General features: G+C 70.4%; 20 protein-coding genes. 8 read left to right on the top strand and 12 right to left on the bottom strand.

The genetic code is table 11. The features are described 5' to 3' along the window. Positions 1–145: 145 nt before the first annotated feature. The gene (locus G4D86_RS34805) at positions 146–4261 is read right to left on the bottom strand and encodes a TOMM system kinase/cyclase fusion protein (RefSeq protein WP_163998426.1); all 4116 of its coding nucleotides are present in this window, start codon (positions 4259–4261) and stop codon (positions 146–148) included. A gap of 94 nt (positions 4262–4355) precedes the next feature. Continuing rightward, positions 4356–5495 carry a serine hydrolase domain-containing protein gene (locus G4D86_RS34800; protein ID WP_163998425.1) on the bottom strand — a complete coding sequence of 380 codons (1140 nt, stop codon included), beginning with the start codon at positions 5493–5495 and terminating at the stop codon, positions 4356–4358. 58 nt (positions 5496–5553) lie between these two features. Here G4D86_RS34800 and G4D86_RS34795 point away from each other — a divergent pair, with 58 nt between their 5' ends. Then, complete coding sequence (locus G4D86_RS34795; RefSeq protein WP_163998424.1) at positions 5554–5937, top strand: hypothetical protein; 384 nt, start codon at positions 5554–5556, stop codon at positions 5935–5937. A 15-nt stretch (positions 5938–5952) separates the two neighbouring features. On the opposite strand, the gene G4D86_RS34790 is transcribed toward G4D86_RS34795, so the two are convergent. The 3 genes from G4D86_RS34790 to G4D86_RS34780 all read right to left on the bottom strand — a co-directional run bounded on the left by G4D86_RS34790 (position 5953) and on the right by G4D86_RS34780 (position 8882). Then, entirely contained in the window at positions 5953–6420 is a 468-nt protein-coding gene (locus G4D86_RS34790; protein ID WP_163998423.1) for a hypothetical protein, read from the bottom strand. 17 nt (positions 6421–6437) lie between these two features. Further along, positions 6438–7454 (bottom strand): RNA 3'-terminal phosphate cyclase, encoded by a 1017-nt coding sequence (gene rtcA / locus G4D86_RS34785; RefSeq protein ID WP_163998422.1) that lies wholly within the window; start codon positions 7452–7454, stop codon positions 6438–6440. 192 nt (positions 7455–7646) lie between these two features. Then, positions 7647–8882: an RtcB family protein gene (locus tag G4D86_RS34780; protein WP_163998421.1), complete on the bottom strand. Its 1236-nt coding sequence runs from the start codon at positions 8880–8882 to the stop codon at positions 7647–7649. A 144-nt stretch (positions 8883–9026) separates the two neighbouring features. Here G4D86_RS34780 and rtcR point away from each other — a divergent pair, with 144 nt between their 5' ends. Together rtcR and G4D86_RS34770 are read left to right on the top strand one after the other, a co-directional pair. Next, complete coding sequence (rtcR, locus tag G4D86_RS34775) at positions 9027–10673, top strand: RNA repair transcriptional activator RtcR (protein ID WP_163998420.1); 1647 nt, start codon at positions 9027–9029, stop codon at positions 10671–10673. A gap of 717 nt (positions 10674–11390) precedes the next feature. Beyond that, a complete protein-coding gene (locus G4D86_RS34770) occupies positions 11391–12287 on the top strand; it encodes a hypothetical protein (protein WP_163998419.1) in 897 nt (298 codons plus the stop codon). Positions 12288–12325: 38 nt separating this feature from the next. On the opposite strand, the gene G4D86_RS34765 is transcribed toward G4D86_RS34770, so the two are convergent. The 7 genes from G4D86_RS34765 to G4D86_RS34735 all read right to left on the bottom strand — a co-directional run bounded on the left by G4D86_RS34765 (position 12326) and on the right by G4D86_RS34735 (position 21609). Then, entirely contained in the window at positions 12326–13699 is a 1374-nt protein-coding gene (locus tag G4D86_RS34765; RefSeq protein WP_163998418.1) for a M24 family metallopeptidase, read from the bottom strand. 111 nt (positions 13700–13810) lie between these two features. After that, positions 13811–13939, bottom strand: coding sequence for a hypothetical protein (locus G4D86_RS53950; RefSeq protein WP_275899177.1), 129 nt, complete (start codon positions 13937–13939; stop codon positions 13811–13813). 302 nt (positions 13940–14241) lie between these two features. After that, positions 14242–15132 carry a zf-HC2 domain-containing protein gene (locus G4D86_RS34755; protein WP_163998416.1) on the bottom strand — a complete coding sequence of 297 codons (891 nt, stop codon included), beginning with the start codon at positions 15130–15132 and terminating at the stop codon, positions 14242–14244. A 320-nt stretch (positions 15133–15452) separates the two neighbouring features. Continuing rightward, complete coding sequence (locus G4D86_RS34750) at positions 15453–18476, bottom strand: zf-HC2 domain-containing protein (RefSeq protein ID WP_240360629.1); 3024 nt, start codon at positions 18474–18476, stop codon at positions 15453–15455. After that, positions 18473–19072 (bottom strand): RNA polymerase sigma factor, encoded by a 600-nt coding sequence (locus G4D86_RS34745; RefSeq protein WP_163998415.1) that lies wholly within the window; start codon positions 19070–19072, stop codon positions 18473–18475. The genes G4D86_RS34750 and G4D86_RS34745 overlap by 4 nt, the downstream gene beginning before the upstream one ends. A gap of 134 nt (positions 19073–19206) precedes the next feature. Next, entirely contained in the window at positions 19207–20814 is a 1608-nt protein-coding gene (locus G4D86_RS34740) for a sensor histidine kinase (RefSeq protein ID WP_163998414.1), read from the bottom strand. A 33-nt stretch (positions 20815–20847) separates the two neighbouring features. Then, positions 20848–21609, bottom strand: a complete 762-nt coding sequence (locus tag G4D86_RS34735; RefSeq protein ID WP_240360627.1) for an alpha/beta fold hydrolase — start codon at positions 21607–21609, stop codon at positions 20848–20850. Between the two features lie 237 nt (positions 21610–21846). On the opposite strand from G4D86_RS34735, the gene G4D86_RS34730 reads away from it, so the two are divergent. The 5 genes from G4D86_RS34730 to G4D86_RS34710 all read left to right on the top strand — a co-directional run bounded on the left by G4D86_RS34730 (position 21847) and on the right by G4D86_RS34710 (position 25171). Next, complete coding sequence (locus G4D86_RS34730) at positions 21847–22275, top strand: YciI family protein (protein ID WP_163998413.1); 429 nt, start codon at positions 21847–21849, stop codon at positions 22273–22275. Between the two features lie 51 nt (positions 22276–22326). Then, the gene (locus G4D86_RS34725; RefSeq protein ID WP_163998412.1) at positions 22327–23058 is read left to right on the top strand and encodes a helix-turn-helix transcriptional regulator; all 732 of its coding nucleotides are present in this window, start codon (positions 22327–22329) and stop codon (positions 23056–23058) included. Between the two features lie 56 nt (positions 23059–23114). After that, positions 23115–23474 (top strand): DUF3060 domain-containing protein, encoded by a 360-nt coding sequence (locus tag G4D86_RS34720; protein WP_163998411.1) that lies wholly within the window; start codon positions 23115–23117, stop codon positions 23472–23474. A 182-nt stretch (positions 23475–23656) separates the two neighbouring features. Beyond that, a complete protein-coding gene (locus G4D86_RS34715; protein ID WP_163998410.1) occupies positions 23657–24292 on the top strand; it encodes a toxin-antitoxin system YwqK family antitoxin in 636 nt (211 codons plus the stop codon). Between the two features lie 111 nt (positions 24293–24403). Further along, positions 24404–25171, top strand: a complete 768-nt coding sequence (locus G4D86_RS34710; RefSeq protein WP_163998409.1) for a DUF72 domain-containing protein — start codon at positions 24404–24406, stop codon at positions 25169–25171. The last annotated feature ends 155 nt before the right edge of the window (positions 25172–25326 follow it).

Here is a 25326-nt window from a genome sequence, read left to right as displayed (position 1 = left end):
TCCTCCTGCTGCGTGGATACATGCTGCGTAGGCCCTGTTCCGCGCTACTCAAGAGGTTGCCTCGCGCTGAACCCGGCTGCCCCACGGGCGAGGCCCCGCCAGCGCGCTCACGTCGCCTGGCTTCCGGACGGGCAGCCACGGCGGCTCACGGAGCGCCATCCAGCGAGGCCAGCCACCGGACGGCCTCCTCGTACGCGGGCCAGCCCCGGCCATCCTGGATGTCCGCCACGCCCGCCGCCAGACATGCGCGCGCCTCCGCCCGCCGGTCCAGGTCGAGCAGGCTCCGCGTAAGGCTCAGCGAGACATTCAAGACGGAGATGCACTCACGCTGTTTCCGGGCCATCGCGAGCGCCTGCTGGAGCACCGTGAGCGACCTCTCACGCTCGCCGTCTTCGGCCAGCAGGAGGGCCTTCCGCTGGAGCAATGTGGGAATGGACTGCTGATCCAACATCCCAACAGCGCCCTCGACAGTCTCATCAATCAGCGACAGCGCCTCCGCGCGGCGCCCCGCCAGCAGCAACGCGTCCACCTTGTGAGCAGTCCAATAGGGCCGCCTCGTCCAGATACCGTTCGAGGTGAAGTACCGGAGCCCGGTGTCGATCTCCTCGAAGCCCCTGTCGAGCTCGCCGCGCCGTGCGAGCACGTGGCCATAGGCGATGCGGGCCAGCATCTGCCAGTGCTCGAAGCCATGCTCCATCGTGAGCTTCCACGCGACTTCAGCCTCGGCCTCCATCCGGCCGGTGTCGCCCAGGAGGTGGTAGGTGACCTGCGTGGCGACGGCCACGACGGAGCTCAGGAGCGGGTCTCCCAGCTCCCGCACCAGCGCGCGAGCCCGCTCCACGTAGCCCAGCGCCGCTCCGACGCGGCCGTTGTACAGCTCGACGTGCTGCAGCCAGCACAGGGCATACACCCCATGGTCATCGCTGAACGTGCGGACCAGCTCCCGTTGGTCCTCGGGTGCGGGGATCTCCAGCTCCTGGAGGAACCAGGCCCGCGCCTGCTCATACCGCTGGCTGTAGTAACAAGTCGTTCCGCACGCGTGGCGCGCGCCAATCCGCATCGCGGCGGACTGACTCTTCTCAGCCAGCGCCAGCAGCTCGGTCATGCAGTCCTCCGCCAACTCCGGCCGAGTGCCGTGCACGACGTAGAGCAGCCAGAGTGAGAAGACCACCGAGAACGTCACGGGAGGGTCCCCGAGCATCCGGCAGAGCTGACGCGCACGGAGGCCGTTGGCCTCGTACTCGGGCGCGGAGACGCCGCGCGAGGCCGAGCTGGCTCCACTCAGGAGCGCGCGGAGCTCCACCTCCCGGTGCGCGGCCCACTCCGTCTCGGAGGACTGCGCTGCGAGCTCGACACCGTGCGACAGCAACGCCGAGGCCTCGACGAACGCGGAGCGCTGCATGACGTGCTTGCCGGCTTGAAGGAACCAGACGGTCGCCTCGGCGGGGAGTCCCGCCCGCTCGAAGTGCAGGGCCAGGAGCTCTGGCTGCTCCTCGGCCAGCTTCGGGAAGTCGCGCTGGAGCGTGCGGGCCACGCGCTCATGCAGCTCCCGCCGCCGGCTCTTGACGATGGAGTCGTAGGCCGTGTCCTGGATGAGCGCGTGCTTGAACAGGTACGTGGGCGCCCGAGGCCGCCGCCGGCGATGCACGAGGTCGGCGCTCACGAGCGCATCCAGGTCCTCGCGCAGCGTGGACTCGTCGATGGGGAGCACCGCGCGGAGCAGGTCGAAGCTGAACTCCCTGCCGAGCACCGCGGCCACCTGCGCCGTCTCCCGGGCGCGGCCCAGCCGGTCCAGGCGCTCCGTGAACAGGCCCCGGAGCGAGCTGGGGATGACCAGCACGTCGAGCGTGCCAGCGAGGACCAGGCCGCCATCGCGTTTCACGAGCGCATCGGACTCCACCATCATCCGGACGAGCTCCTCCACGAAGAGCGGCACCCCGTCGGTGCGGGAGGTGATGCGCTCCACGGCCTCGGGGGACAGCGGGAGACCGCCGACGACGGCCTCGGCCATCCGCGCGATGTCGGGCCCTTCGAGCGGGCCCAGCTGGAGCGTGAGCGCGGAGGACGGGGACCAGGGCGGAGAGAACTCGGGCCGGCTGGTGAAGAGGACGTACACCCGGGCCGACGCGGCCTCGCTCACGAGCTTCGAGCACAGCTCCAGCGACGACGGGTCCGCCCAGTGCAGGTCCTCGATGAGGAGCACGACGGGCGAGTGCTCGCCCATTTCATACAGCAGCGAGAGCAGCGCGTTGTGCGTCAGCTCCCGCAGCTTCTGCGGAGGCAGCGCGAGCGGCGTGTACCCCGCGGGCAGCGGGAGCGAGAGCAGGGGCACGAACAGCGGCAGGGCCTCAGCGAGGTCGAAGCCGTGCTCCGACAGCAGCGCCTCCAGCCGCTCCACCTTCGCCTCGGGCGTGAGCTCCCGTCCGGCGTCCAGCAGTCGCTCCAGCAGCTCGACGATGGGGAACAGCGGGCTGTTGCGCGCATCCTGCGCGCAGCGTCCCTCGAGCCAGCGATGTGTCTCTCCGCTGAGCTGCTGGCGGATGGCCCGGGCGAGTCGCGACTTGCCGATGCCCGGCTCGCCGGTGACGAGGACGACCTGACCGAGGCCGCCGCGCACCTTGTCCCAGCGCTCCCGCAGCGCGACCAGCTCCCGCTGGCGGCCGACGAGCGGAAGGTCCGGAACGCCCCCGTCCGTGGCCCCTTCCCTCAAGAGATAGGCATTGCCGAGGTCCGCATCGCCCGTCGCGCCGCGGCAGTCGAAGGCGTACTGGCCGCGCAGGAGCCGCTGCGTCTCACCGCTGACCAGGATGTCCCCCGGCCCCGCCAGCGCGCTGAGTCGCGTCGCCGATTGCAGCGCCGTGCCGCCGAAGTTGGGGCCGCCGTCCCTCCCCTCCTCTGGCCGCCGGGTGACAATCAAGCCGGTGTGCAGGCCGAGGCCGACCTCCAGGCGCGCGCGGTACCGGCTCAGCGTCACCACACCGCGCTGCCGGATCTCCGCCAGCATCGCCAGGGCGGCACGTGCCGCGCGCCGCGCATCGTCCTCATTCGCGGTGGGGTAGCCGAACAGGAAGAGGATGGTGCCGCCCAGCGAGCCGCCCACCTGTCCGCCATGCTTGAGCGCGAGCGTCGTGCCCAGCTCCTGCCCCACGCGCAGGAGCTGCTCCAGTTCCTCGGCGTCGAGCGCCCCGCTTCCCTGCGCCACGCCCCGGAACGTGCAGCACAGGGCCGTAATCTGCCGGCGCTCCGCTTCACCCCGCATGAGGTCGACGGACAACTCGGGAGGCGTGCCCCCCACCTTCGGGCTGCCCGAGGGCACCACCCCTTGCATCGTCTCCGTGGACTGGGGCGGCGCGGGCAGCGGTGTGGCGCCCGGCTCTTCCCCTCGGAGCGAGCCGAGCTCACACGCCTCGAGCTCCCGCAGCAGCCCCTCGGCGGTGACGTCGCGCGCATGCGCCTGCTTCGCGGTGACGCGGTTCAGGAGGGGCCCGAGCGGACTCCAGATGAGCCACTCCGGGATGGAGATGGGCTCCGGCGAGAGCTGCCGGAAGACGACCTCGGCGGCGCTCTCCCCCCGGATGGCCCGCGTGCCGGTGAGACACTCCAGGAAGATGAGCCCCCACGCATAGAGGTCCGAGCGCGCCAGGGGCGGCTCGCCGCGGAGCTGCTCGGGCGCGGCGTAGGACGGAGAGCCGACCCACTCGTGGCTCTGGGTGATACGGGCCTCGTCGTGCCGGGCCTCGTCGGTGAGACAGCTGATGCCGAAGTCGAGCACCACCGCGTTCCGCCGTGCGCCACCGCGAATCATGATGTTCGCTGGCTTGAGGTCGCGGTGGACGACGCCCTCCGCGTGCGCGCTCGCGAGGGCGTCGAGGACCTGAATCATCAGGTGGCGCGCCTCCAGCGGCCGCAATTGCTGCTCCTCCTGGAGGACGGTGGCGAGATTCCTTCCCGGGATGAACTCGAAGACAGAATAGACACCGCGCCCAGCGCCCTGCCCCGAGTCAATCAACCGGACGATGTTGGGATGGTGGAGCCGCGCGCACAGCCGCATCTCGCGATGGAAGCGGGCCATGAGCCGCTCTGCCTGGTCATCCGAGCGCTCCGTCGGAATGCGGAGCACCTTGACCGCTACTGTCTGTCCTGTCGCGACCTGGTGGGCTTTGTAGACGTCCCCGAATCCACCCTCGCCAATCTTTTCCACAACCTCATAGCGGCTCTGAAAGGTCGTACCCAGCGCCTCCAGGTCCACTCGCTTTGCCATCGTCTTCCCCCGTTCGCGCACCCACGGCCCTGAAAGGAAGACGCCATCACCTACCAACCTTGGCCCGGAAAGGAGCGTCCTCCGGGCGAAAGCATCAATGCGCGTTGGGCAGGTGCTCGAACGGCCAGGGCCGGCTCGCGGGCAGTGATGTGCCGAGCCAGAGGTCCGCGATTCGCTGCGCCAGCCGCCATGGCTCTCCGCCCGCGCGGTTCGTCAGGACGATGACCGTGAGGCGCTGCCCCGGATACTTCACGATGGCGTTGGTGAAGCCACACGTCTCGCCATGATGGGACAGGCGCTTCCTGCCGCCGTCGTCGTCGACGAACCAGCCAAAGCCATACGTACTGACCTTGCCATCCGGAAGCGTCGGCGGCGTCCACGCCAGTGTCTGGGTTTGCGCGCTGACGAGCCCATGCGAGTCCAGTGCCCGGTCCCAGGCGACGAGGTCCACCACGGATGTGTAGATGCCGCCATCTCCCAGCACGGCGCTGGTGTTGCTCTGGTCCCTGGGGATGAAGCCCTCAGGACCCACTGCGTAGCCATACGCGCGCCTGGGCACCGTGGAGACGCCCTCCTCATGCGCCACGGTGGAGGGCATGCCGCTCGGGACGAAGACGCGCTCGTGCAGGAAGCGGGCGAAGGACATTCCGCTGACCTGCTGCACGACGAGCGAGAGCACCGCGTAGCCGGAGTTGCTGTAGCGCACCGCCGTCCCGGGCGGGAAGTACGTGCGCTCCGTGCGGGAGAGCAAGTCCAGCACGTCACGGTCCTTCACCTGCACCGTCTGCGTGGACGGGACGAAGTCCTCGTAGTCCCAGATGCCCGACGTGTGCTGGAGCAGGTGCTGGATGCGGACCTCCCGCAGGTACGGTGGGAAGCCGGGGAGCACGTCCACGACGCGGTCATCGAGGCGAAGCTTGCCGTCCTGTACCAGCAGCAGGATGGCCGTGGCGGTGAACTGCTTGGTGAGCGACGCGAGCCGGTAGTTGCTCTCGGGCGTGGCGGGTGCTCGCTGGTCCAGGTCGGCCAGGCCGTACGCCCGTTGGAGCGCGACCTGCCCGTCATGAATCACCACCACGCTGGCCCCGGGACTGTCCGGACCGGCGTAGTCGCGGAAGAGTGAGTCCACCGTGCTCGCGTCCGGGGTGGGGAGCGCTCGGGTGCTCGCGGTGGCTCCGGCGCAACCGACGGCCAGTGTCAGAAGGGCGACGGCGGCAAGCGGGGGGACGGACATGGTTCCTGGCTCCATGCCGTGATTATGCAGAGGGGAAGCCCGGCAAAGGAGCGGAGAGATGAAGCTGCCAGCCACTGAGCGCATCACCCTCGTGGAGGTGTTCGAGCTGACGGCACCGTTCGACGTGTTCGAAGCCACCATCCGGGCCGCGGTGCGGCGGCTGGAAATCGAGGGCGTGAGTCGCCTCGTCGGCGTGCAGTTCTACGGGAGCCCCGGTGACTCGGAAGCGGGCGCCATCATCACCTTCGCCGACTCCAGCCAGGTCATGGACCACATCCACATGATTTCCGGCTGGCCCGAGTTCAAGGCCCTGCTCGGCGTCGTGAAGCCCATCGACGTGCGGGTGTACGGACGGCTCGGTGAGGAGGCGCACGCCTGGCTCCGGACGATGAACGTCGTGAGCAAGGTGTTCGAGAACCCGGTGGCGGGCTTCGTGCGCTGAGCCGGCGCGCGGGCGTCAGCGCTTGAGCGGGCGCTGGTTGATTTCCCCGATGATGACCGCGATGCGGTTCAGGTACCCGGAGACCTCCACACGAGCAGCGCTCGCTTCCGGCGAGGCCCCACCCTCCACGCCGCCTACGCCTTGCCTGGCCAGCGGAAGCTTGCTGGTCGCCGTGTCGACGACAATGGACAGCTCCTGCATCAGCCCCATCAACTCCCGCTGTCCCTCTGAACGGACCCGGGAGCACCAGTTGACCTCATTGTAGAGCCGCGAGAGCAGGTGCCCGCTGATCTCGCCGCCAATGGGAGGCAGGTCGTCGAGCCCCGCCCGGTAGATCTTCGCCGCCTGCTCGGTGTTGCGCTGCAGCTCCGCGCAGTGCATCGCGACGTCCGCCTGCAACCCACCACCGCTCTGTCGCGAGCAGCCCGTCGCGGCCAGCAAGAGGGACAACACGAGGAGGAGACACGTGCGGAGTGAGCGCATGGCGGCGCGATTCTAGCTCAACCCCGCACCTCCACCTCACGCACTTCGCGAGACACCTCCCGGACCTGGACCTTCACGTCCAGGAAGTGCGCCATCGTGTGGAGCTGCGTCTGGGCGTGCCCATCCAGCGGCAGCGTGCGGAAGGCCCCGCCCTTCGCCAGGGCCAGCAGCAGGAGGAGCTGGTCGCACAGGTGCTCGCCCACCGGCACCTCCGCGTCCAGATAGCGCTTCACCTCCGACGCCACCTCCTCGCCCACCACCTCCGCCCGCTTCCCCCGCTCGCCGAACGCGGTGAAGACCTCCGTCACGTGCTCGCTCTCCACCTCCGCCACCAGCACGTTGCCCGGGCCCGGTGAGCGCTTCAGTTCCTCCGTGCGCAGCTCGTCCGGCCGCCACTTCAGCGCCCCGCCCACCACGTCCAGCTCTCGCTGTGCCACGTCGAACGGAATCATCGCCACCACTGCCTTCACGTCGCGGCGCAGCACCCTTCCGCGCTCCAGCAGGCTCAGCGGCTTCAGCGGCGCCGGGCGCACGTCCACGCGGAACTTCCCGCCTCCCGCCGGGAAGAAGCCCGGCCGCTCCAGCGTCGCCTCCACCGCCGGCCCCATCTTCCGGAGCAGCGGCAGGTACGCCTTCTGGAGGAAGTCGAACGGCGGCGCCGCCGGGTTGTGCGTCCCACCCTCCAGCATCAGCGTGGACGGCGTCCCCGCCATCAGCAGCGCCGGGAGCACCGTCTGCATCACCAGCGTCGCGCTGCCCGCCGTGCCCACCGAGAAGTGGTAGTTGCCCGCCGCCAGCGCCCGCGGACGGAACGTCAGCTCGCACGAGCCCAATTCCGCGCCCGACACCTCCGCCGCGCCCACCGCCTCCGCGGCCTTCACCCCCGTGAGGTGCTGGCGCAGCAGGCCCGGCTTCTTCCGGCCCGCGCGGATGTTCGTGATGGTGAACGGCGTCCCCGTCACCAGCGACAGCGCCAGCGCCGTGCGCAGCACCTGTCCGCCACCCTCTCCCTGAGAACCATCGATGCGCACCATCTGCACTGCCTCCTCGCTCCCGCGACCCACGCGCCATCCGGGACAGCCTGACACCTATCCAAAAATAGCGGCGCCCGCTCCCCCCATGCTGGCGACCTTTCGGTCTCTCAGGGGGAAGCGGGCGCCTCGGTGTCTTCATCCCGGCATGGCCACCTCGTGCGGGTATCTGGGTTGTCGATGACTTCGCGTGCCCTAACCCTTCACGCACACCACCTGCTTCAGGGTGTGGACGACCTCCACCAGGTCCGCCTGCGCCGCCATCACCGCATCGATGGGCTTGTACGCAGCCGGCGTCTCGTCGATGACGTCAACGTCCTTGCGGCACTCGATACCCGCCGTCGCCTTCGCGTGGTCCTCGAGCGTGAAGCGCTTCTTCGCCGCCTCACGCGACATCACCCGGCCCGCGCCGTGGCTGCAGGAGTGGAAGCTCTCCTCGTTCCCCTTCCCGCGGACGATGTACGAACGCGCCCCCATGCTGCCGGGGATGATGCCGAGGTCACCCTCGCGCGCCCGCACCGCGCCCTTGCGCGTCACGAAGCAGTTCTTCCCGTAGTGGTGCTCACGGGAGATGTAGTTGTGGTGGCAGTTCACCGCCTCGTCCGCCAGCTCGAACGGGGGCAGCTCACCGCTGCGCTTCAGCGCGTCCACCGCCGAGTGCAGCATCAACTGCCGGTTCGTCGCCGCGTAGTCCTGCGCCCAGCTCACGGCGAAGACGTAGTCATCGAAGTGCTGCGAGCCCTCGGGCAGGTACGCCAGGTCCGCGTCCGGGAGGTGGATGAAGAAGCGGCGCATGTCCTCCTTCGCCAGCTCGATGAAGTGGCTCCCGATGCGGTTACCCACCCCGCGCGAACCCGAGTGCAGCATCAGCCACACGCCGTCCGACTCATCCAGGCACAGCTCGATGAAGTGGTTACCCGTCCCGAGCGTCCCGAGGTGCGCGATGTCCGGCCCACGGCCGATGCGAGGGTGCTTCCCGACGATGACGTCGTACCCCTCCATCAGCCGCTTCCACTCCGCCTGGTGCGGAGCCGGCGCCGAGCGCCACGCGCCCGCGTCGTTACGGCCGCCGTTGTCGGTACGGCCGTGCGGAACCGCCTGCTCAATCGCGGAGCGCACCCCACGCAGCGAGTCCGGGAGCTGGTCCGCGCGCAGCGTCGTGCGCACCGCAATCATCCCGCAACCGATGTCCACGCCCACCGCCGCCGGCACCACCGCGCCCACCGTCGGCACCACGCTCCCCACCGTCGCGCCGTAACCACGGTGCACGTCCGGCATCACCGCGACCCACTTGTGGATGAAGGGCAGGCCACGGAGGTTCCGGAGCTGCTTCTTCGCCTCGTCCTCGAACGGCACACCCACCGTCCACGCCTTGATGGGGCGACCCGCCTCGTCCGACAGCACCTCGTAGTTCGCGTTGTTGCGGTTCATGGCCTGCACCTTTCGGTCGTCCGCCCGGGCTCTGCGTCCCGGGCACGTCGGGAGGTAGAGCAGCCGGCGTGCCAACCCTTCTTCCGAGGAGAGACCTTCGGGCGAGGTGCCTTCGCCTATCTGTTGGGATAAAATCCTATCTGTATGGCGAAAGCACGGGCGCGCAAGACGGTGGTCCTCGGGATGCTGGGGACGACGCTGGACACGGGACAGGGGCCGCAGCGGTGGGCGAAGTGGCGGCCCACGGTGGCGCTGTGCCAGCAGGAGGACCTGGTGGTGCACCGGCTGGAGTTGCTGCACCCACCCAATGCGGCGTCGCTCCTGGGCACGCTGCGGGCGGACATCCAGCAGGTGTCACCGGAGACGGAGGTGCGCCCCACGGTGCTGGACATCCAGAACCCGTGGGACTTGGAGGAGACGTACGGCGCGCTGCTGGACCACGTGCGCGGCTACACCTTCAACCCCGAGGAGGAGGACTACCTCGTCCACATCACCACGGGCACGCACATCGCGCAGATCTGCATGTTCCTCCTGGTGGAGAGCCGCCTCATCCCCGGCAGGCTGGTGCAGATGTCGCCCGCGGGCACCGGGAGGGACCGCTCCGGGCCGGGCTCGCACACGCTCATCGACCTGGACCTGTCGCAGTACGACACGCTGGCCGCGCGCTTCCAGCAGGAGCAGCGCGAGGGCCTGTCCTTCCTCAAGGCCGGCATCGACACGCTCAACCCCGCCTTCAACCGGCTCATCGAGCGGATTGAGCAGGTGGCCGTGCAGTCGAAGGCGCCGCTGCTGATTACCGGCCCCACCGGCGCGGGCAAGTCGCAGCTCGCGCGCCGCGTCTATGCGCTGAAGAAGGCACGGCGCGGGGTGACCGGCCCCTTCGTGGACCTCAACTGCGCCACGCTGCGCGGTGACGGCGCCATGTCCGCACTGTTCGGCCATGTGAAGGGCTCCTTCACCGGGGCGCTTCAGGACAGGCCCGGCCTGCTGCGACAGGCGAATGGCGGCGTGCTGTTCCTCGACGAGATTGGCGAACTGGGCGCGGACGAGCAGGCCATGCTGCTGCGCGCACTGGAGGACAAGCGCTTCCTGCCGGTGGGCTCCGACCGGGAGGTGGAGAGCGACTTCCAGCTCATCGCCGGGACCAACCGCGACCTGCAAATCGAGGTGGAGCGCGGGCGCTTCCGTGAAGATTTGCTTGCGCGCATCAACCTGTGGACCTTCCGACTGCCCGCGCTGCGCGAGCGCCCCGAGGACATTCCGCCCAATCTTCTCTACGAGCTGGACCAGGCGTCGGAGGCGATGGGCACGCGCGTCACCATGAACAAGGAGGCGCAGGAGCGGTTCCTCGCGTTCGCCACGTCACCGGATGCGCGGTGGTCGGGGAACTTCCGGGACCTCAATGCCGCCGTGCTGCGCATGGCGACGCTCGCCGCCGGAGGGCGGATTACGCGCGAGGTGGTGGACGAAGAGCTTGGCCGGCTGCGCGAGCAGTGGCGCCCGGCGGGGACTCGCTCCGAGTCTCGCGGTGGCGCGGTGGACCCGGTGGCGGAGCTTCTCGGGGAGGACCTGGCTCGGGAGCTGGACCGGTTCGACCGGGTGCAGCTGGCGGATGTGCTGAGCGTGTGCCGCGCCTCGCGCACGCTGTCGGATGCCGGACGCGTGCTGTTCGCGCAGTCGCGTGCGCAGAAGAAGAGCGTCAACGACGCGGACCGGTTGAAGAAGTACCTCGCTCGCTTCGGCCTCACGTGGGCGGACGTGAGCGGGCGCGGGACTACCGAAGCGGCCTGACTCGCGGCCATCATGACAGGGCCGGCACTGCTCCCCTCCGGGCGCCTGACTCGCGGAATGAACGTTCCTTCCGACATGGCCGGCCGCCGGAGGTCGGCCAAGCACTTCACTCCTCCTGGCGCCTGACTCGCGGAATGAACGTTCCTTCCGACATGACCGGCCGCCGGAGGTCGGCCAGGCACTCCACTCCTCCGGGCGCCCCACTCGCGGAATGAACGTTCCTTCCAGCATGACCGGCCGCCGGAGGGCGGCACTGCACGCCTCGCCTCCGAGCGCCCTACTCGCGGAATGAACGTTCCTTCCAGGGTGACCGGCCGCCGGCGGACGGACCTGCACGCCTCGCCTCCGGGCGCCTGCCTCGCGGAACGAACGTTCCTTCCGGCACGACCGGCCGCCGGAGGTTGGCCAAGCACTCCACTCCTCCGGGCGGCCCCACTCGCGGAATGAACGTTCCTTCCGGCACGACCGGCCGCCGGAGGGGCTCGTCATGTCCGCGTCATGCAGGTCCTCATCGCGTCAGGCATAAGCCATTTCACAACCATCGGCTGCGCGTTCTCGGACTGTCGCAGGATGAGACGCGGCCGCGCGTGTCCGCTCGTGCACGGATGGCGAAAAATCAGCCGACGCGTTGAAGGACGGGTGACCGTCTACGTCTTTACCGGTGTTCCAGGAAGTACAGGGGGCCGTGAGCCGGACAGGCCTCACGGGACACACCGTATGCAGACACGTTTCCGCCTTCGCGCCCCGCATCGCCGGGCCGCCGCGTGGCTCCTCGCCACCTGCCTCGCGCTCGCGAGCACCACCGCCTCTGCGCAGGTCCGCGAGCCCGACAACTTCGTCGCCACCACCCTCCTCTTCTCGTCGGCGCCCCGGCTGAACGACGTGTCCACGCGCCACTTCTCACCCACGCTCTCCGCGGGATTCAAGGTGTCCGAGCACGGCCAGCTCCGCCTGGACTGGGGGCTGCCCTACACCACGCTCGCGTCCGGAAGCAGCCGCGAGTGGAGCCATGTCGGCCCGTCCAACCTCCTCCTCGGCATCCACCACACGCGCACGGCCGCGGAGGACGTCCTCTTCGTCCGCGTCGGCGCCGCCGTGGCCCTTCCCATCGCCCTACGCGCAGACGCGCGCAAGGCCGGCGAGTCCGCCACCGCCGCCGAGGGCGCCAACTACGCCGCCGCCTCCGCCGTGCGCGGGCTGGCGGACCCATGGCTGTGGTCGCTCGACACCACGTCCGTGGTGCTGCCCCTCGCCGTCGGCATGGACCTGCCGGGCTTCCAGCTCCGCGCCGATGTCGCCCTCGGCATGCTGGTGCCCGTCTCCCATTCCTCGGAGGACACCCACTTCGTCGCGCAGGCCAGCGCCGAGGCCTCGCTCGGGCTCGGCCTGCTGGAGCCCGGCCTGCGCGCGCAGCTCGTCTCGCCCCACCTCACCGACGCGGCGTGGGATGGCAAGGACTCGCAACTGTCCCTCGAGCCTTTCGTCCGCGCCCGCCTCGGCTCCGGCTTCGCGCGGGCCGGCGTCCGCATCGACGTGGACACACCGGACGGCCTCCGCACCGCCGGCACCGCGCGGATGTGGGCCTTCAGCGTGGGCGCGGGCCTCGGCTTCTGAGGGCCGTCACCTCACTCAGTCAGTGGATGGCCACTCAGTCAGTGGATGGCCGCGCCGCGCGTCGTGAAGACCTGGCTCCCGACGAAGTAGAAGGCCTCCTGCCGCGGCACGAAGAACTTCCAGCCTTCACCCGTCAGGTACGCCGGGTCCTCCTGCATCACGAACACCTTCTGCCCATCCCACTCGGGCACCGCGGTGGCCGTGTTCAGCTCAATCGCGACGTATGAGCCCTCGCGCAGCAGCTTGGGCTCCTCCTTGCGGCTGGCCGAGCGGAAGTCGATGTGCGCCCCTAGCGCGTGGCCCTGGTTGCCCAGCGGGTGGCTGTAGACCATCGCCTCGATGCCCTTCTCCTTCATCTCCGCCATCGTCTGCTCGTACACGTCCGCCGACGAGCGGCCCGGCCGCGAGGCCCGCAGCATCAGCGCGTCCTGCAGTGCGTTCGTGTTCGCGAGCGCCTTCTTCAGTCCCGCGGGCACATCCGTCTCACCCTCGCGCGGCACGTACGCCATCTTCTGCCAGTCCGTGTTCAGCCCCAGGTAGGTGATTCCGAAGTCCACGTGGAGCAGGTCACCGCGCTGGATGACGACGTCCTCCGTCGACGGCGCCAGGAAGCCGCGCGACGTGGAGCTCACCAGCCCCTTGCGCTGCACGCGCAGGTCCGGCTGGAACCACGTGTCCACACCCAGCTCCCACAGCCTGTCGTAGAGCCAGCGGCGCACGTCGCCCACCGTCGTCTTCCCTGGCACCACCACGGCGGGCGACAAGGCCTCCTTCACCACCGCGTCCGTCAGCGCCACCAGCGCGCGGTAGTGCTCCCGCTCCTCGGGCAGCCGCGTGTCCAGGTACTCCTCGATGAGCGGCGCCGCGCTCACGAAGCGCGACTCCGCCTCCGCGCCCAGCGCCTCCACCAGGAAGGCATACCCGTCGCGCGTCAGGCTGCGCGTCACCCCGCGCCGGCCGCCGATGCCCAGCGCAATCGTCTTCGGCTGGTAACGCGAATCCAGCTCCTTCAGCACGTCGCGCGCCGTGCGGCCCTCGGCGGGAAATTCGAAGAAGCGCGCGAGCGAGGCCTCCGCGTAGCCCGTCAGCGCCACCCGCTTCAGGCCCTCCGGCCCCGCATCCACGAAGACGAACACGTCCCGGTTGCCCGCGTACGGCCGCGGCGGCGCGACGAATTGCGTGAGCGGGTCGTCATGGAACTCCTCGTTGACGACAATCCACATGCCCACGCCATGACGGCGCATCATGTCCAGCAGCAGCCCGTGGCGCTTCTCCAGCCAGGCCTCGCGCACGGACATCTGCTCGGACCAGGTCAGCAGTCGCGGCGCATCCGCACCGGGGCCTCTCCGGGCCGGCGTGGCACACGCGGCCAGCAGCACGCACGAGAGGACCGCCCAGCATCCACCACGCATTCGAGGACTCCTCGTCGAGAAGGAGCCCGCACCCTACTACTCCCAGAAACCGAAGGGCCCCGCCCCCGGAGCCCTTGGAGACTCCGGGAGCGGACCCCCTCGCGCCGAGCTTCAGAAGCTGGCGATCTGGAACTCCATGTCATCCTCGTAGAACATTTCGACCTCCAGCGACCCCAGGTCCTCGTCGTTCCCGCTGGCCCCCACTGAAAACCGCGCGTCCCCCCGGTCTGCTGGCGCCACCACCTCCACGCCTGCCTCCGACCTCGCCCCCCACGGCCCCCCGGCCGCCCCCCGTCCCTCCTCGGGCGCCCACATTCCGCTGGCCTCCCCATGGCCGCGCGCGTCACAACGAAACATCACTCCCCCCTTGCGATGTCGGCTTCGCGGCGCTTCCGCCCCGCGGCGGCCTTCACTTTCAAATACGTACACAGCCCTTTTTCTTGTGAGTCCTGCTCAAAAAAGTTTCGGAGCACCTCCCTGCGGGGCGGTGCTCCGAAAATAAGAAATTTGTTTCAAATTCCAGCGAGTCCCGGAACCGTGGCTCAGTCCACCACCGCGAGGCCGGCCTTCCAGGGCCGCCCGCGTGCCTGTGTTTCATGGCGGAGCGCCCGGGCGCGGATCAGCGCCTCCTCGCTCCAGCCGGGCTCGCCCAGCTTCGCCACCGCCTCGAAGGCCTCGGCGGCCAGCAGCGTCAGGCCCTGCTCTCGCAGCACCAGCGCCCGGTTCCACAGCGCCTGCGGGTGCGCGGGGACCCGGCGCAGCACGCCGTCCAGCAGGGTGAGCGCCTCCTCGAGGTGGCCCTGCTCCAGCACGATGATGGCCCTGTCGCTGTCGCGGTCCGGCGACGGCGGCGAGCGCAGGAGGAAGTCCGACGCCTGCCGCCAGTCCTTGCGGACGAGGTACGCGGCGGCGATGCCGTGCAAATCCCCTTCGTCCTCCAGGTCCGCCAGCTCGCGCAGCGGAGGCGGCCGGGGCATGTCGGAGGACATCTCGCCGGCGCTGCGCAGGGGCGCGTAGGGGCGGTGCCCGTCCGCTCGGGCATACGCCACGCGGGCCTCCAAGAGCCGCGTGGGCGCCTGGGCGAGCCACACCTCCCGAGACACCGCGCTCGGGGACGGCGAGAAGGCCATGAGCGCCGCCAGTCCCAGGGCCAGCACCAGCGCCGCGCCCGCGATGTGACGTCCTCCCGGCAGCACGCGGAGGAAGGGCGGGCGCGGCGCCCGCTCCGGCTTCACCGGCGGCACGGCCTCGAGCCTCGCCGGGGGAGCCCCCTCCCCCAGCGCGTACAGGCTGAGCATCTCCAGCTGCATCGCCTCGTGCAGCCCGGTCGCGCACGCCTCGCAGCGGGCCAGGTGGTGACGGAAGTGCTCCTCGTGCACCGAGCCCAGCTCACCGTCGAGGAAGAGGTACAGCTTTTCGCACTGGGAGCTCATGAGGCCTCCCCTCCGCCGGTCGGCGACAGCCCCGGTGCGAGCGGCGCATGCCCTCGTCTCCCCGGGTCGATGCCTGCCTGGCTGCTCATCCGCGCGAACGCCTCGAAGCCACCCTGTCGCACGCCAGCACTGTAGGCCACGGGGTGAGGGCTGCCCGTGGCATTGCGTTGAACCCTCATCGACCTCCACACTCCTTGCACGCCTTCTCGGAACGCGCTCGGAGTGAATCCTTGGATGGCCGTCCGGAAACCGACGCAGCCACGCGGGGTTGCGCAACCTGAGCGACAGCGCTCCCCGACTTCCAGCGGGGCCGGGCAGGCTCACTCGAAGAGGAGGACGTGGGTGAGCCACCACGCGTCGCCGGGGTGTTCCTTCAGCCACCGCGCGCGGGCGTCCCGCAGCGCCGCCGAGGGCCGGGCGTTGCCGCGGATGAGCTCCCGCACCTCCTCGAAGAACGCGCCCGCCGTGTCGGGGATGTCCGTCGTGGCGGCCAGCACCACGCTCGCGCCCGCGTCGATGAAGGCCACCGGCAGGCTGGAGGGCTCGTCCAGGTAGGGCGCAGAACGCGCCGCGCCGCAGGTGGCCAGCAGCACCACCGGCGCGCGGGTCAGCCGGGCCCGGCGCACCCGGTCCGCGGTGAGCGCATAGCGGCCGTCCACGTCCGGGGCCAGCACCACCAGCGACGCGTCCGACACCGCGGAGCTGAACATCCCATGCACGTGCAGCTCCACCTCGCTGGCGTCCTCCATGTCCGCCAGCACGCGCGACGGCGTGGCATGGCTTCCCCGCAGCTCCATGCGCAGGGGGTCCGGCACCCGGGGCGGCTGGAGCCGGGCGAGCCGCGGCAGCTTCAGCGACGGCGGGCCCGCCACGTCCGTCACCACGAGGTGCCGCGCGGCCTCACGCGCCAGGGGAGGCCGCGCGGGGGTGCTCCGGCCCACGCGGTAGCTCCAGGCCAGGTCCAGGGGCAGCAGCCCGGTGAAGCCGTGCACGGGCGGCAGGGCCAGCACGTCCACGTGCTCGCAGCCGCGCAGCGCCTCCACCAGCGGCTCCGGCACCAGCGCCTCGGACTCGCGCGGGGCCCCGGTGCGCGACGCGTCGGAGGCCCCCTGCAGCCTGCCGGAGGGGCCCCGGGCCACCACCACCGTGCGCTCGTGGTGGACGGACACCGACAGCACGCAGCGCTCCGGCACCGTCGCCATCCGGAGCTGGCGGCCCTGCAGCTCCAGGACTTCGCTCCAGGCGCCGGTCCTCGCCGCCTCGGAGATGAGGGCGCCGTACACGCGGGCCCGGGCCAGGCGCGCGTCCACGGCGTCCGGCCACTGCTCCGCCAGCTCCACGGCGCGCCACAGCAACAGCTGTCCGGTGCCGCGGGAGCGCGCCAGCTCGAACTGTCCCTCGATGGAGAGCAGCAGCGCCTCGTGGGCGGGCGGGACGGCGTCGCGGCGCAGCGCGGAGAGGGCGCGGCGCAGGTGGTCCGCGTCCCCGGGCTCGGGGCGGAGCCGCGCCAGGTCCGACAGCACGAGCGCGCCCGTCAGCTCCAGGGGCCGCTCGCAGGCCAGGACCCTGTCCAGCGCGCGGCGGGCCTCGTCCGGGCGGAAGCGCTCCCACTCCACGGCGGCCAGGGTGCGGTGGACGCGCGAGCGCTGCTCACAGTCCTCCGGCATCCGCGCCAGGGCCTCCTCCAGGTACGCGCGTGCGCTCGCGAAGGCGTGCTGGAAGCGCAGGACGTCCGCCAGCTCCAGGAGGAACTCCTGCTCGACGCGCCAGCCCCGGGCCACCTTCGCCCGTTCCCAGCCGCTCCACGCGTACGGGAGGGCCTCCGCCGGGCGTTGCAGGTCCAGGTACAGGCGCGTCAGCTCCCGCTCCAGGTCGACGCAGCGGTCCACGAGCGCCGCGCCCTGGCAGGACTCCAGCGCCGCCTTCAGCCGCTGCTCGGCCTTCCACCACGCCCCCTCCCGCGCCTCGTGCCGGGCCCACGCCTGCTCGGCCTGGAGCACCAGCCACGGGTCGCCCTGCGCCCTGGCGAGCCGCGCCAGCAGCTCCACGTCCACCGCCACCCCCGCCGTGCTCGCCTGCACGAGCGCGCCCAGCAGGAGGTCCTCCTCGCCCGAGCCCCGCAGCGCCTCGACCACTTCCGCGCTCGCCGGAAGCTCTCCCCGGGCCAGCCGCGCATAGCGCCGTGCCGCCGGTCCCCGGCGGGTGAAGTCGCGCTCCGCCACGCGCCGCACGTAGCCGGCGAGGACGTGGACGTCGCCGCCCTGGCCCGCGTCGAGCGCCTCCGCCAGCGGCGCCAGCCGCCGCACGGCATCGCGCGAGGGGGCCGCGCGCACGGCGTCGTAGAAGGCCCGCCGGACGAGGCCGGGATGTGTGCGGGCCTCGTCCATCGGCAGCCGCGCGTCCGGGTCTGCCAGCAGCTCCCTCGTCGCCTCCGAGGCGTCCGTCCACTCGCGCCCTCGCGCCGCGATGTCGTCGCGCAGCCCACGCGCCAGTCCCCACGCCTCCTCGCTCCAGCCGGGCTCATCCAGCTTCGCCACCGCCTCGAACGACTCCGCCGCCAGCAGCGACAGTCCCAGCTCTCGCAGCACCAGCGCCTGGTTCCACAGCGCCTGCGGGTGCGACGGCGCGTCGCGCAGCACCCCTTCCAGCAACTGCAGCGCCTCCTCCAGTTGGGCCTGCCGCGCCCAGGCACCCTCCACCTCCGAGGCCCGCGTGGCCCTCGCCCGCTCCAGGGCAATCACCGCCAGGTCGCACGTGCGGTCCGCGGAGCGCGGCATCCGCTCCAGGAAGGCCCGGGCCTGCAGCGGCGCGCCGTGCAGCAGGTACGCCGTGGCGATGCCATGGAAGTCCTTCCGGGCCTCCAGGCGGGACAGCTCGTGCAGCGGCAGCGCCGTCACCGGGCCGTCCGCCTCGGGCCCGCTCCGGTCCGGCACGTAGTGCTGGTGGTGCCCGTCCACCGCCGCGTACGTCAGCCGCGCCTCCAGGTGCCGGCCATTCGCGGGGATGAGCCACGCCACGTCCTCCGCGACGTCCTGGCGCGGGAGCGTCAGTAGCAGCAACGCCCCGAGCGCCGCCAGCACGCCGCTGGCGGGCAGCCACACCCGCCGGCGGCTCCACCACCGCCAGCCTCCGGCACGCACCTCGGGGACTTTCGGCGCGGAGCGCACGGGGCCCTCTTCCAGGGTGAATTGCCCCAGGAGCTCCAGCTGCAGCGAGTCCTGGAACTCCTGGGAGCACGCCTCGCAGCCGGCCAGGTGCTCGCGGAAGCGCACCTGCTCCTCGGGTGGCATCTCACCATCCAGGAAGCGGGGCAGCGCTTCGCATCCGTCGGCGCTCATCATCATCGCCGCCGCTCCCCCCGCCGCCGCTCCGCGGTCTCACGCAGCAGCTCGCGCAGCTCCCGGCGCGCCCGCGTCAGCCGCGCGCCCACCGTGCCGGGCTTCTCTCCCGTGTCCTTCCCAATCTCCGCGTAGGAGTTCCCCTGGAGGAACAGCTCGAAGGTGCGCCGCAGCTTCGGGCTGCTGAGCCGCTCGACGGCCTGGAGCAGGTCCTCCGGACCGATGAACTCCCACAGCTCCGGCTCCCAGGTGTCGTCGAACTGCTCTGACTGCTCGTGCAGGCGCAGCAGGGCCTCCATCCGGCTGGACTCGCTCCCTTTCCGGCGGCACCGGTCCAGGAAGCAGTTGTGAGCCACGCGCCCCGTCCATGCCCGCTGCGCGTCCTCGTCCAGGTGCCGCAGCTGCTCCCAGCGCAGCAGCGCCCGGAGCAGCACGTCATGAACCAGGTCCTCGAGCTCGTGCTCAATCCCTCCGCAATACCGACCCAGGATGGCGAACAAGGTGGGTTGCACGCGCCACGCGAAAGCCTCGAACTCCCCCCCGGATGGTGACTTCACCACCCACAGTCTCGTATTCGCTCTCACGACCCCCTCCGTTTCCATCCAACAGACGCAGAGGGCTGGTTTCCTTATCCAGAATTCATCCAACCCCCCGTACCCGTGTCGTAGACAGAAACGCGTGACGGCGCTGTGACCGGGCTCACAAGGGTGCCAATTCCTTGCAGCTTCGCGGTGCGCTACGAGGTGGCGGCGGCGATGGAAACCGGCTGGGTGTAAGGCAATTCCACCTCGAAGCTCGCGCCGCCGAGCACTTCCGAGCGCCCCGCCCGAATGTTGCCTCCATGACGTTCGACGATGCCGCGAGCAATCGCCAGGCCCAGGCCCGTACCCGGCCGGGGCCCCTCGCGCTTGCGTCCCGTCACGAAGGGCTGGAAGAGTCGGGGCAACAGCTCCGAGGGAATGCCGGGCCCGCTGTCCTCCACGACGACGCGGAGCCCGCGCTCACCGCGCTCGCAGCGCACGCGCAGGCGTGGCGCCGACACGTCGCGTAGCGCGAGCAGTGCATTCTCCAGGAGAATCACAAACACCTGCGAGAGCTGCGCCTGGTCCGCCTCGAGTTCCAATGACTCACCTCCGGACAACTCAATCTCCACCTCCGGAGCGAGGGCGCCCAATCCCTGACGTGCGGTGGACCCGGCCAGCGCGAGCGTGGCGGGCACGTCCACCCGGCGCAAGTCCAGCGGACGCGGTCGGCCATAGCGGAGCAATTCGTCGACGAAGTGGCTGGCGCGCTCAATCTGCTCGCGCATGGCGGCCACGGACTCTGGATCTCCCCCCCGGCGCTCCAGCAACTTGAGGTGCGCGGAGAGCACGCCCAGCGGGTTGCGCACCTCGTGGGCCACGGCGGAGGTGAACTGGCCCAATTCTGCCAGCCGCGCCGCCTGGTCCGCGCGGGCCTCCTGCGCGGCGAGCGCCGCGGCCAGCTCACTGCCCGTGGCGCGGCCCTTCAAGAGCCGGCGTCCCAGCCACTCCTGGAGCCCCTGGCGCACGGGCTCGAAGGCGAGCGCCGCCAGGGCGAGCAGGAAGAAGGCGCCCGCTCGGTACTCGGCGAGGAAGGGCTGGCCGCTGCCCGCCATCAGCGTCAGCACACCGAAGAGGAAGCCCGCGGACAGCACCGCCGCCATGGCCGAGTAGACGAGGCTGCGCTCCAGGAGCCGCCGGTCTCCCGGCGCCTGGTGCGCGTTGATGACGTGGACGAGCACCAGCAGCGCGGCCAGCACCAGGTACATGCCCAGGGGCACCGCGTAGCCGCTCGACAGCAGCAGCGCATTGCCGATGCTGCCCGAGTACGCCAGCGCGCCGGCGATGCCCAGGCTGCGCAGCACGGGCCGGCGCTCTGGAGCTTCACGCCGGTACGAGCGCGCCAGGTGCACCAGGGGCACCACCGCCGCGGCCACGGCCAGCACCATGGACGGCCAGAAGAGGGGGCCGCGCCGCAGCGCCACCGGGCCATAGAGGATGTTGGGGATGAAGACGCCGATGCCCGTCACCACCACCGCCACCGCGTAGGCCAGTCCCACCAGCCGGTACGAGCGCTGGCGGGTGACGTCATAGGCGGCGTGGAGGTACGTGGCGGAGATGAAGGCGCCGACGGTGACGAAGCGCTGGCCCACCCAGGCCGTGCTGGGAATGCAGAGCAGCAGCAGCGCTCCGCTCCACATCGCCGTGGCCAGACAGTAGAGCGCCAGGCCCCGGGCATTGCGGCCCCTGAGCGCGGCGGTGAAGCACAGCAGCAGCGCCACGGAGAGGACGGGCACGAGGCTGTAGGCGAACAAGGGCCCCATGCCCGCACTGTGACAGAGCCGGCGCTCCGGTGCTCAGCGGACGGTGGCCAGGAAGCCGTCCAGCAAGTCGTTCACCGTGTCCGGCGCGTCGAGCTGCACCCAGTGGCCGGTGCCCTCCACCTTCCGGAACGGCAGTTCGGGGACGAGGCGCTGATACGAGCCCGGCTCCTCGTTGAACGCGGTGATGACCGTCAGGCGGGGCCCCGGGTAGCGCCGGAGCGCCGCCACGGGGTCGAACGTCAGCAGCGCTCCCAGCCCCGCGCGCGCGCCCGCTTGCGACGTGGCCCGCATCTGCGAGAGCACGCGCTCGCGCACCTCCGGCCGAGAGGCCGCGAGCATCGGGGCCCAGAACTCCGCGATGACCTCGCGCCACGCGTCCGTCGCCAGCGCCTGCATCACCCCGGCGGCCTGCTCGGCGGGAATCGTGCGGCCATCCGACGCCGGGTCCAGGAGGAACAGGCCCGCGACGCGCTCGGGGTGCAGCCCCGCGTGGGCCGTGCAGATGGCCCCGCCCATGCTGTGCCCTACCAGCACGAAGCGCTGGAGCCCGAGCCCGTCCACCACCGCTGCGATGTCGCTGGCCAGGTCCTCGATGGAGATGTCCCCCTGCTTCGGCGCCACTGAACGCCCGTGTCCCCTCAGGTCCAACGCCACGGCCCGCCGGTGCCTGCGCAGGTGGGCGAGCTGGGCCTCCCAATGCGTGGTGCTCCCACAGCTCGAGTGGACGAACACCACGGGCAGCCCACCCTGGCCCCCATCGTCCACGTACAGCGCTCCAGCAGGTCCCTTCACCATGGCGTTCTCCCTTCGCTCTTGAAGATGCGCGGCCTCGCGCACCATGGCTTTGGGAGTACGGCCCATCCCTGTCAGGAACTGGCAGCAATGCGCTGGCGACTCGGGAAACCCCTGCGATTACAGTCGCTTGGAGGAACTCCGGAAATCAGCCATCGGCGTGTCGATCTTCCAGGGACTCGTTCGACGTGATGATGAGGCCGGACTCCACCGGCCTTCCGAACCGAAGGAGAGACGACGATGCGCTTCATGATCCTGATCAAGGCAGACAAGAACAGCGAGGCGGGGGTGATGCCGGACGAGAAGCTCATGACCGAGATGGGCAAGTTCAACGAGGAGCTGGTGAAGGCGGGGGTGATGCTGGCGGGCGAGGGGCTGCATCCCAGCTCGAAGGGCGCGCGCGTCCGGTTCTCCGGGACGCAGCGGACCGTCATCGACGGGCCCTTCTCCGAGACGAAGGAGCTCATCGCCGGCTTCTGGCTGTGGGAGGTGAAATCGAAGCAGGAGGCCATCGAGTGGGTGAAGCGCTGCCCCAACCCGATGGGCGGCGAGTCGGAGATTGAAATCCGCCAGGTGTTCGAGGCGGCGGACTTCGGTGCCGCCATGACGCCCGAGCTCGTGCAGCAGGAGGAGCATCTCCGCGCCGTCCTGGAGTCGAAGCGCCGCTAGCCGCGAGCGAAACCTGGAGCGAAGCGCCATGCCTGTCGGAGACTGGCGGCAATGGCACGAGTCGACCGGGTGATGCGGCTGCACGACTTCCTTCGGGCCCACGAGGCGACCACCGTCGCGGATATCGCCGCGGCGCTGGAGGTGAGCGTGCGCACGGTGCACCGGGACCTCGCGACGCTGCGAGAGCAGGGAGTGCCCATCAGCAGCGACTCGGGACCGGGCGGAGGCGTGCGCCTGGAGCGAGACCGCGGGCTGACGGCGGTCCACCTGTCCCTGGAGGAGGTGGTGGCGCTGTGGCTGGCCGCGAACCTGTCGGCCACGGCCACGTCGCTGCCGTGGGGACGCGCCGCGCGCTCGGGGCTGGAGAAGCTCTTCGCCAGCGTCCCGCGCGAGCGCGCCCGGAGCATGCGCGAGCTCTGTCGCCGCGTGGTGGTGGGGCGACCCGCCACGCCCCGCGTCCTCGCGGAGCTCGGCACTCCGCCCGAGGAGCTGCTCGCCGTCTTCGAGCGCGCCTTCGCGCAGAAGGTGTGCCTGTCCTTCGAGTACAGAGACCGGCATGGGCACGCGAGCCGCCGCCTGGTGGAGCCGCATGGACTGCTGGTGGAGGCACCGGCCTGGTACGTGCTCGCGCGGGACGTGGAGAAGTCCGCCGCGCGAATGTTCCGGATGGACCGCATCCGGCGGGCGCGCCTCGTACCCGAGCGCTCCTTCGTCCCCGACATGGAGGGGCTGAAGGCGCAGGCCCTCGCGCAAAGATTGAATATCGCGCCGTCCGTCACGTAGATGGGAGCGGTGCGGAGCCAGGACGAGCCCGCATCTCTCATCAAAGGAATCAACGAATGAACAGGAAGCTGGGCACGGCAGTGTTCATGATGGTGGCGTGTGCCTTCGGACCGATGACGGCCTCCGCGGAGGACGAGAACCTCATCGAGGTCACCGGCATGGGCGAGAAGGCGACGTATGAGTGCACGCCGGGCAGCAAGGTGGACATCACCGGCACGTCCAACAACGTCACGCTGACGGGCGAGTGCAAGAGCGTCACCGTGAGCGGCACGAGCAACAACGTGAAGGTGGAGGCCACCAGCGTCATCGACGTGACGGGCACGAGCAACAACGTCACGTGGAAGCGCGGTCACGGCAAGTCGAAGCCGAAGATCTCCCGCACCGGCGTGGGCAACAAGGTCTCGCAGGAGAAGTAGTCGCCGTCCGGTTCCGCGCGTCCGCTCCGTCATGGAAGCGGACGCGTGGGGCCCTGAGCGCCAGGCGCGAGGCCCCGGGAGAACACGGCATGAGCAGGAAACAGGGCGCGGGGAAACAACGCCGCTGGCCTGGACGCCCCGGACAACCTCGTCCGCGGATACCGGCGCGGGCCCAGGAGAAGGTGACCCGGCTCGACGAAACCGGGGTGAAGGCCGCATCGGAGTTCTGGCTCGAAGGGCGCCTCGTCGGCCGCGCGTACTGGAACCCGGACGGCACGCCGTGCCTCGCGGTGGGCCTGCGCGACGGTGTCCCAGCGGGCTTTCAGGTCGAGTACCACGACAACGGCACCGTCTACGCCGAACCCTTCGTGAAGGGGTTGTTACACGGCCAGGCGAAGCAGTTCAGTCCCCAGGGGCGGTTGCTGCTCATGAGTCCCTTCAAGCGGGGCACGGGCATCGACTACTGGTGCGATGACCGGGGCAAGCTTCGCGAAGAGCATCCGCTCCTGGCGGGAAGTCCCTCGGGATGGGAACGCTGGTGGAACGATGACCAGAAGTCCGTCCACAGCGAGACCCACTGGCATGAAGGCCAGTGGCATGGCCCCTCGCGGTATTGGCAGGGCGTGAAGCTTGCCCGTGGAAACCTGAAGTTCTTCGTCCACGGCCAGCAGGTCTCGAAGCGGGTCTACATCGCCACGTCACGCGGGGACTCCACCCTCCCCGAGTACCGACCGGAAGACGACTCGCCCGAGCGTCCCCTGCCCCAACGCTTCATCGAGCTGCGGCGACTGACGCGCCGTAGGGCCCTTCGGAATTGATTGCCTTCGCCGACTCCGGGAGCGGCGTGCCACGGGGTAGGACGGTGCCTGGCTTCTGGGAGCGAGCAAGGGGCCTCCGCGCCCCTCGCGCGGCACGGCACCGAGACGGGTATGGACCGACATCCAACAGCCAAGCCCCCTCCCGCGCGCTGCCGGGTCGGCTGCGCCGGATGGAGCCTGTCGAGCGTGGTGGGCGAGCACTTCCCCACCACGGGCGCGCACCTGGAACGCTATGCGCGGGTGTTTCCCGCGGTGGAGATCAACTCCTCGTTCTACCGGCCGCACAAACCCGTCACCTACGCGCGGTGGCGGGACAGCGTTCCGGAGACGTTCCGCTTCTCGGTGAAGGTTCCCAAGGCCATCACCCATGAGCTGCGGCTTCGCGACGCGCGGGAGCCGCTGGAGCGCTTCCTGTGCGAGGTGAACCACCTGGAGGCGAAGCTGGGCTGCCTGCTGGTGCAGCTGCCCCCGAGCCTCCAGTACGAGCCCGAGACAGCCCGCGCCTTCTTCCAGTCCCTGCGCGAGCGGACCCCGGTCGACGTCGTGTGCGAGCCCCGTCACCGGACCTGGTTCACGGACGAGGCCCGGCAGGTGCTGGCGGACTGCCGCGTCGCCTACGTGAAGGCCGACCCACCCCCGGTGCGCACCGCCCCGCCACCCGATGCGCAGGTCGTCTACTACCGGCTGCACGGCTCGCCGAAGATCTACTACTCCGAGTACTCCGAGCCGTATCTGGAGGAACTGGCCGTGGCCATCGCTGGGCACGAGCGGGCCGGGCGACGCGTGTGGTGCATCTTCGACAACACGGCGGAAGGAGCGGCCATCCCGAATGCGCTCTTCCTGCTGCGCCGCGATGAGCAGCACGCGCTGGCACCGTGAGCCACGGGCGCGGGCCGCCCTTCCACACCGGGGCGCGGAACACGCCATGGCGCTTCCGAGCCGCTCGGTAATCGACGCGGGCGCAGGCAGGGAAGCAGGCTTCCCCGCTCCCCGCGCGTCCCACGACACCTGGTGTACGCTGCGCGCCCGCCGTC

Source organism: Pyxidicoccus caerfyrddinensis (assembly GCF_010894405.1).
GTDB classification, from domain to species: Bacteria; Myxococcota; Myxococcia; order Myxococcales; family Myxococcaceae; genus Myxococcus; species Myxococcus caerfyrddinensis.
Note: the sequence above shows the minus strand (reverse complement) of the source record. Positions and strands in the feature narration are given on the sequence as shown.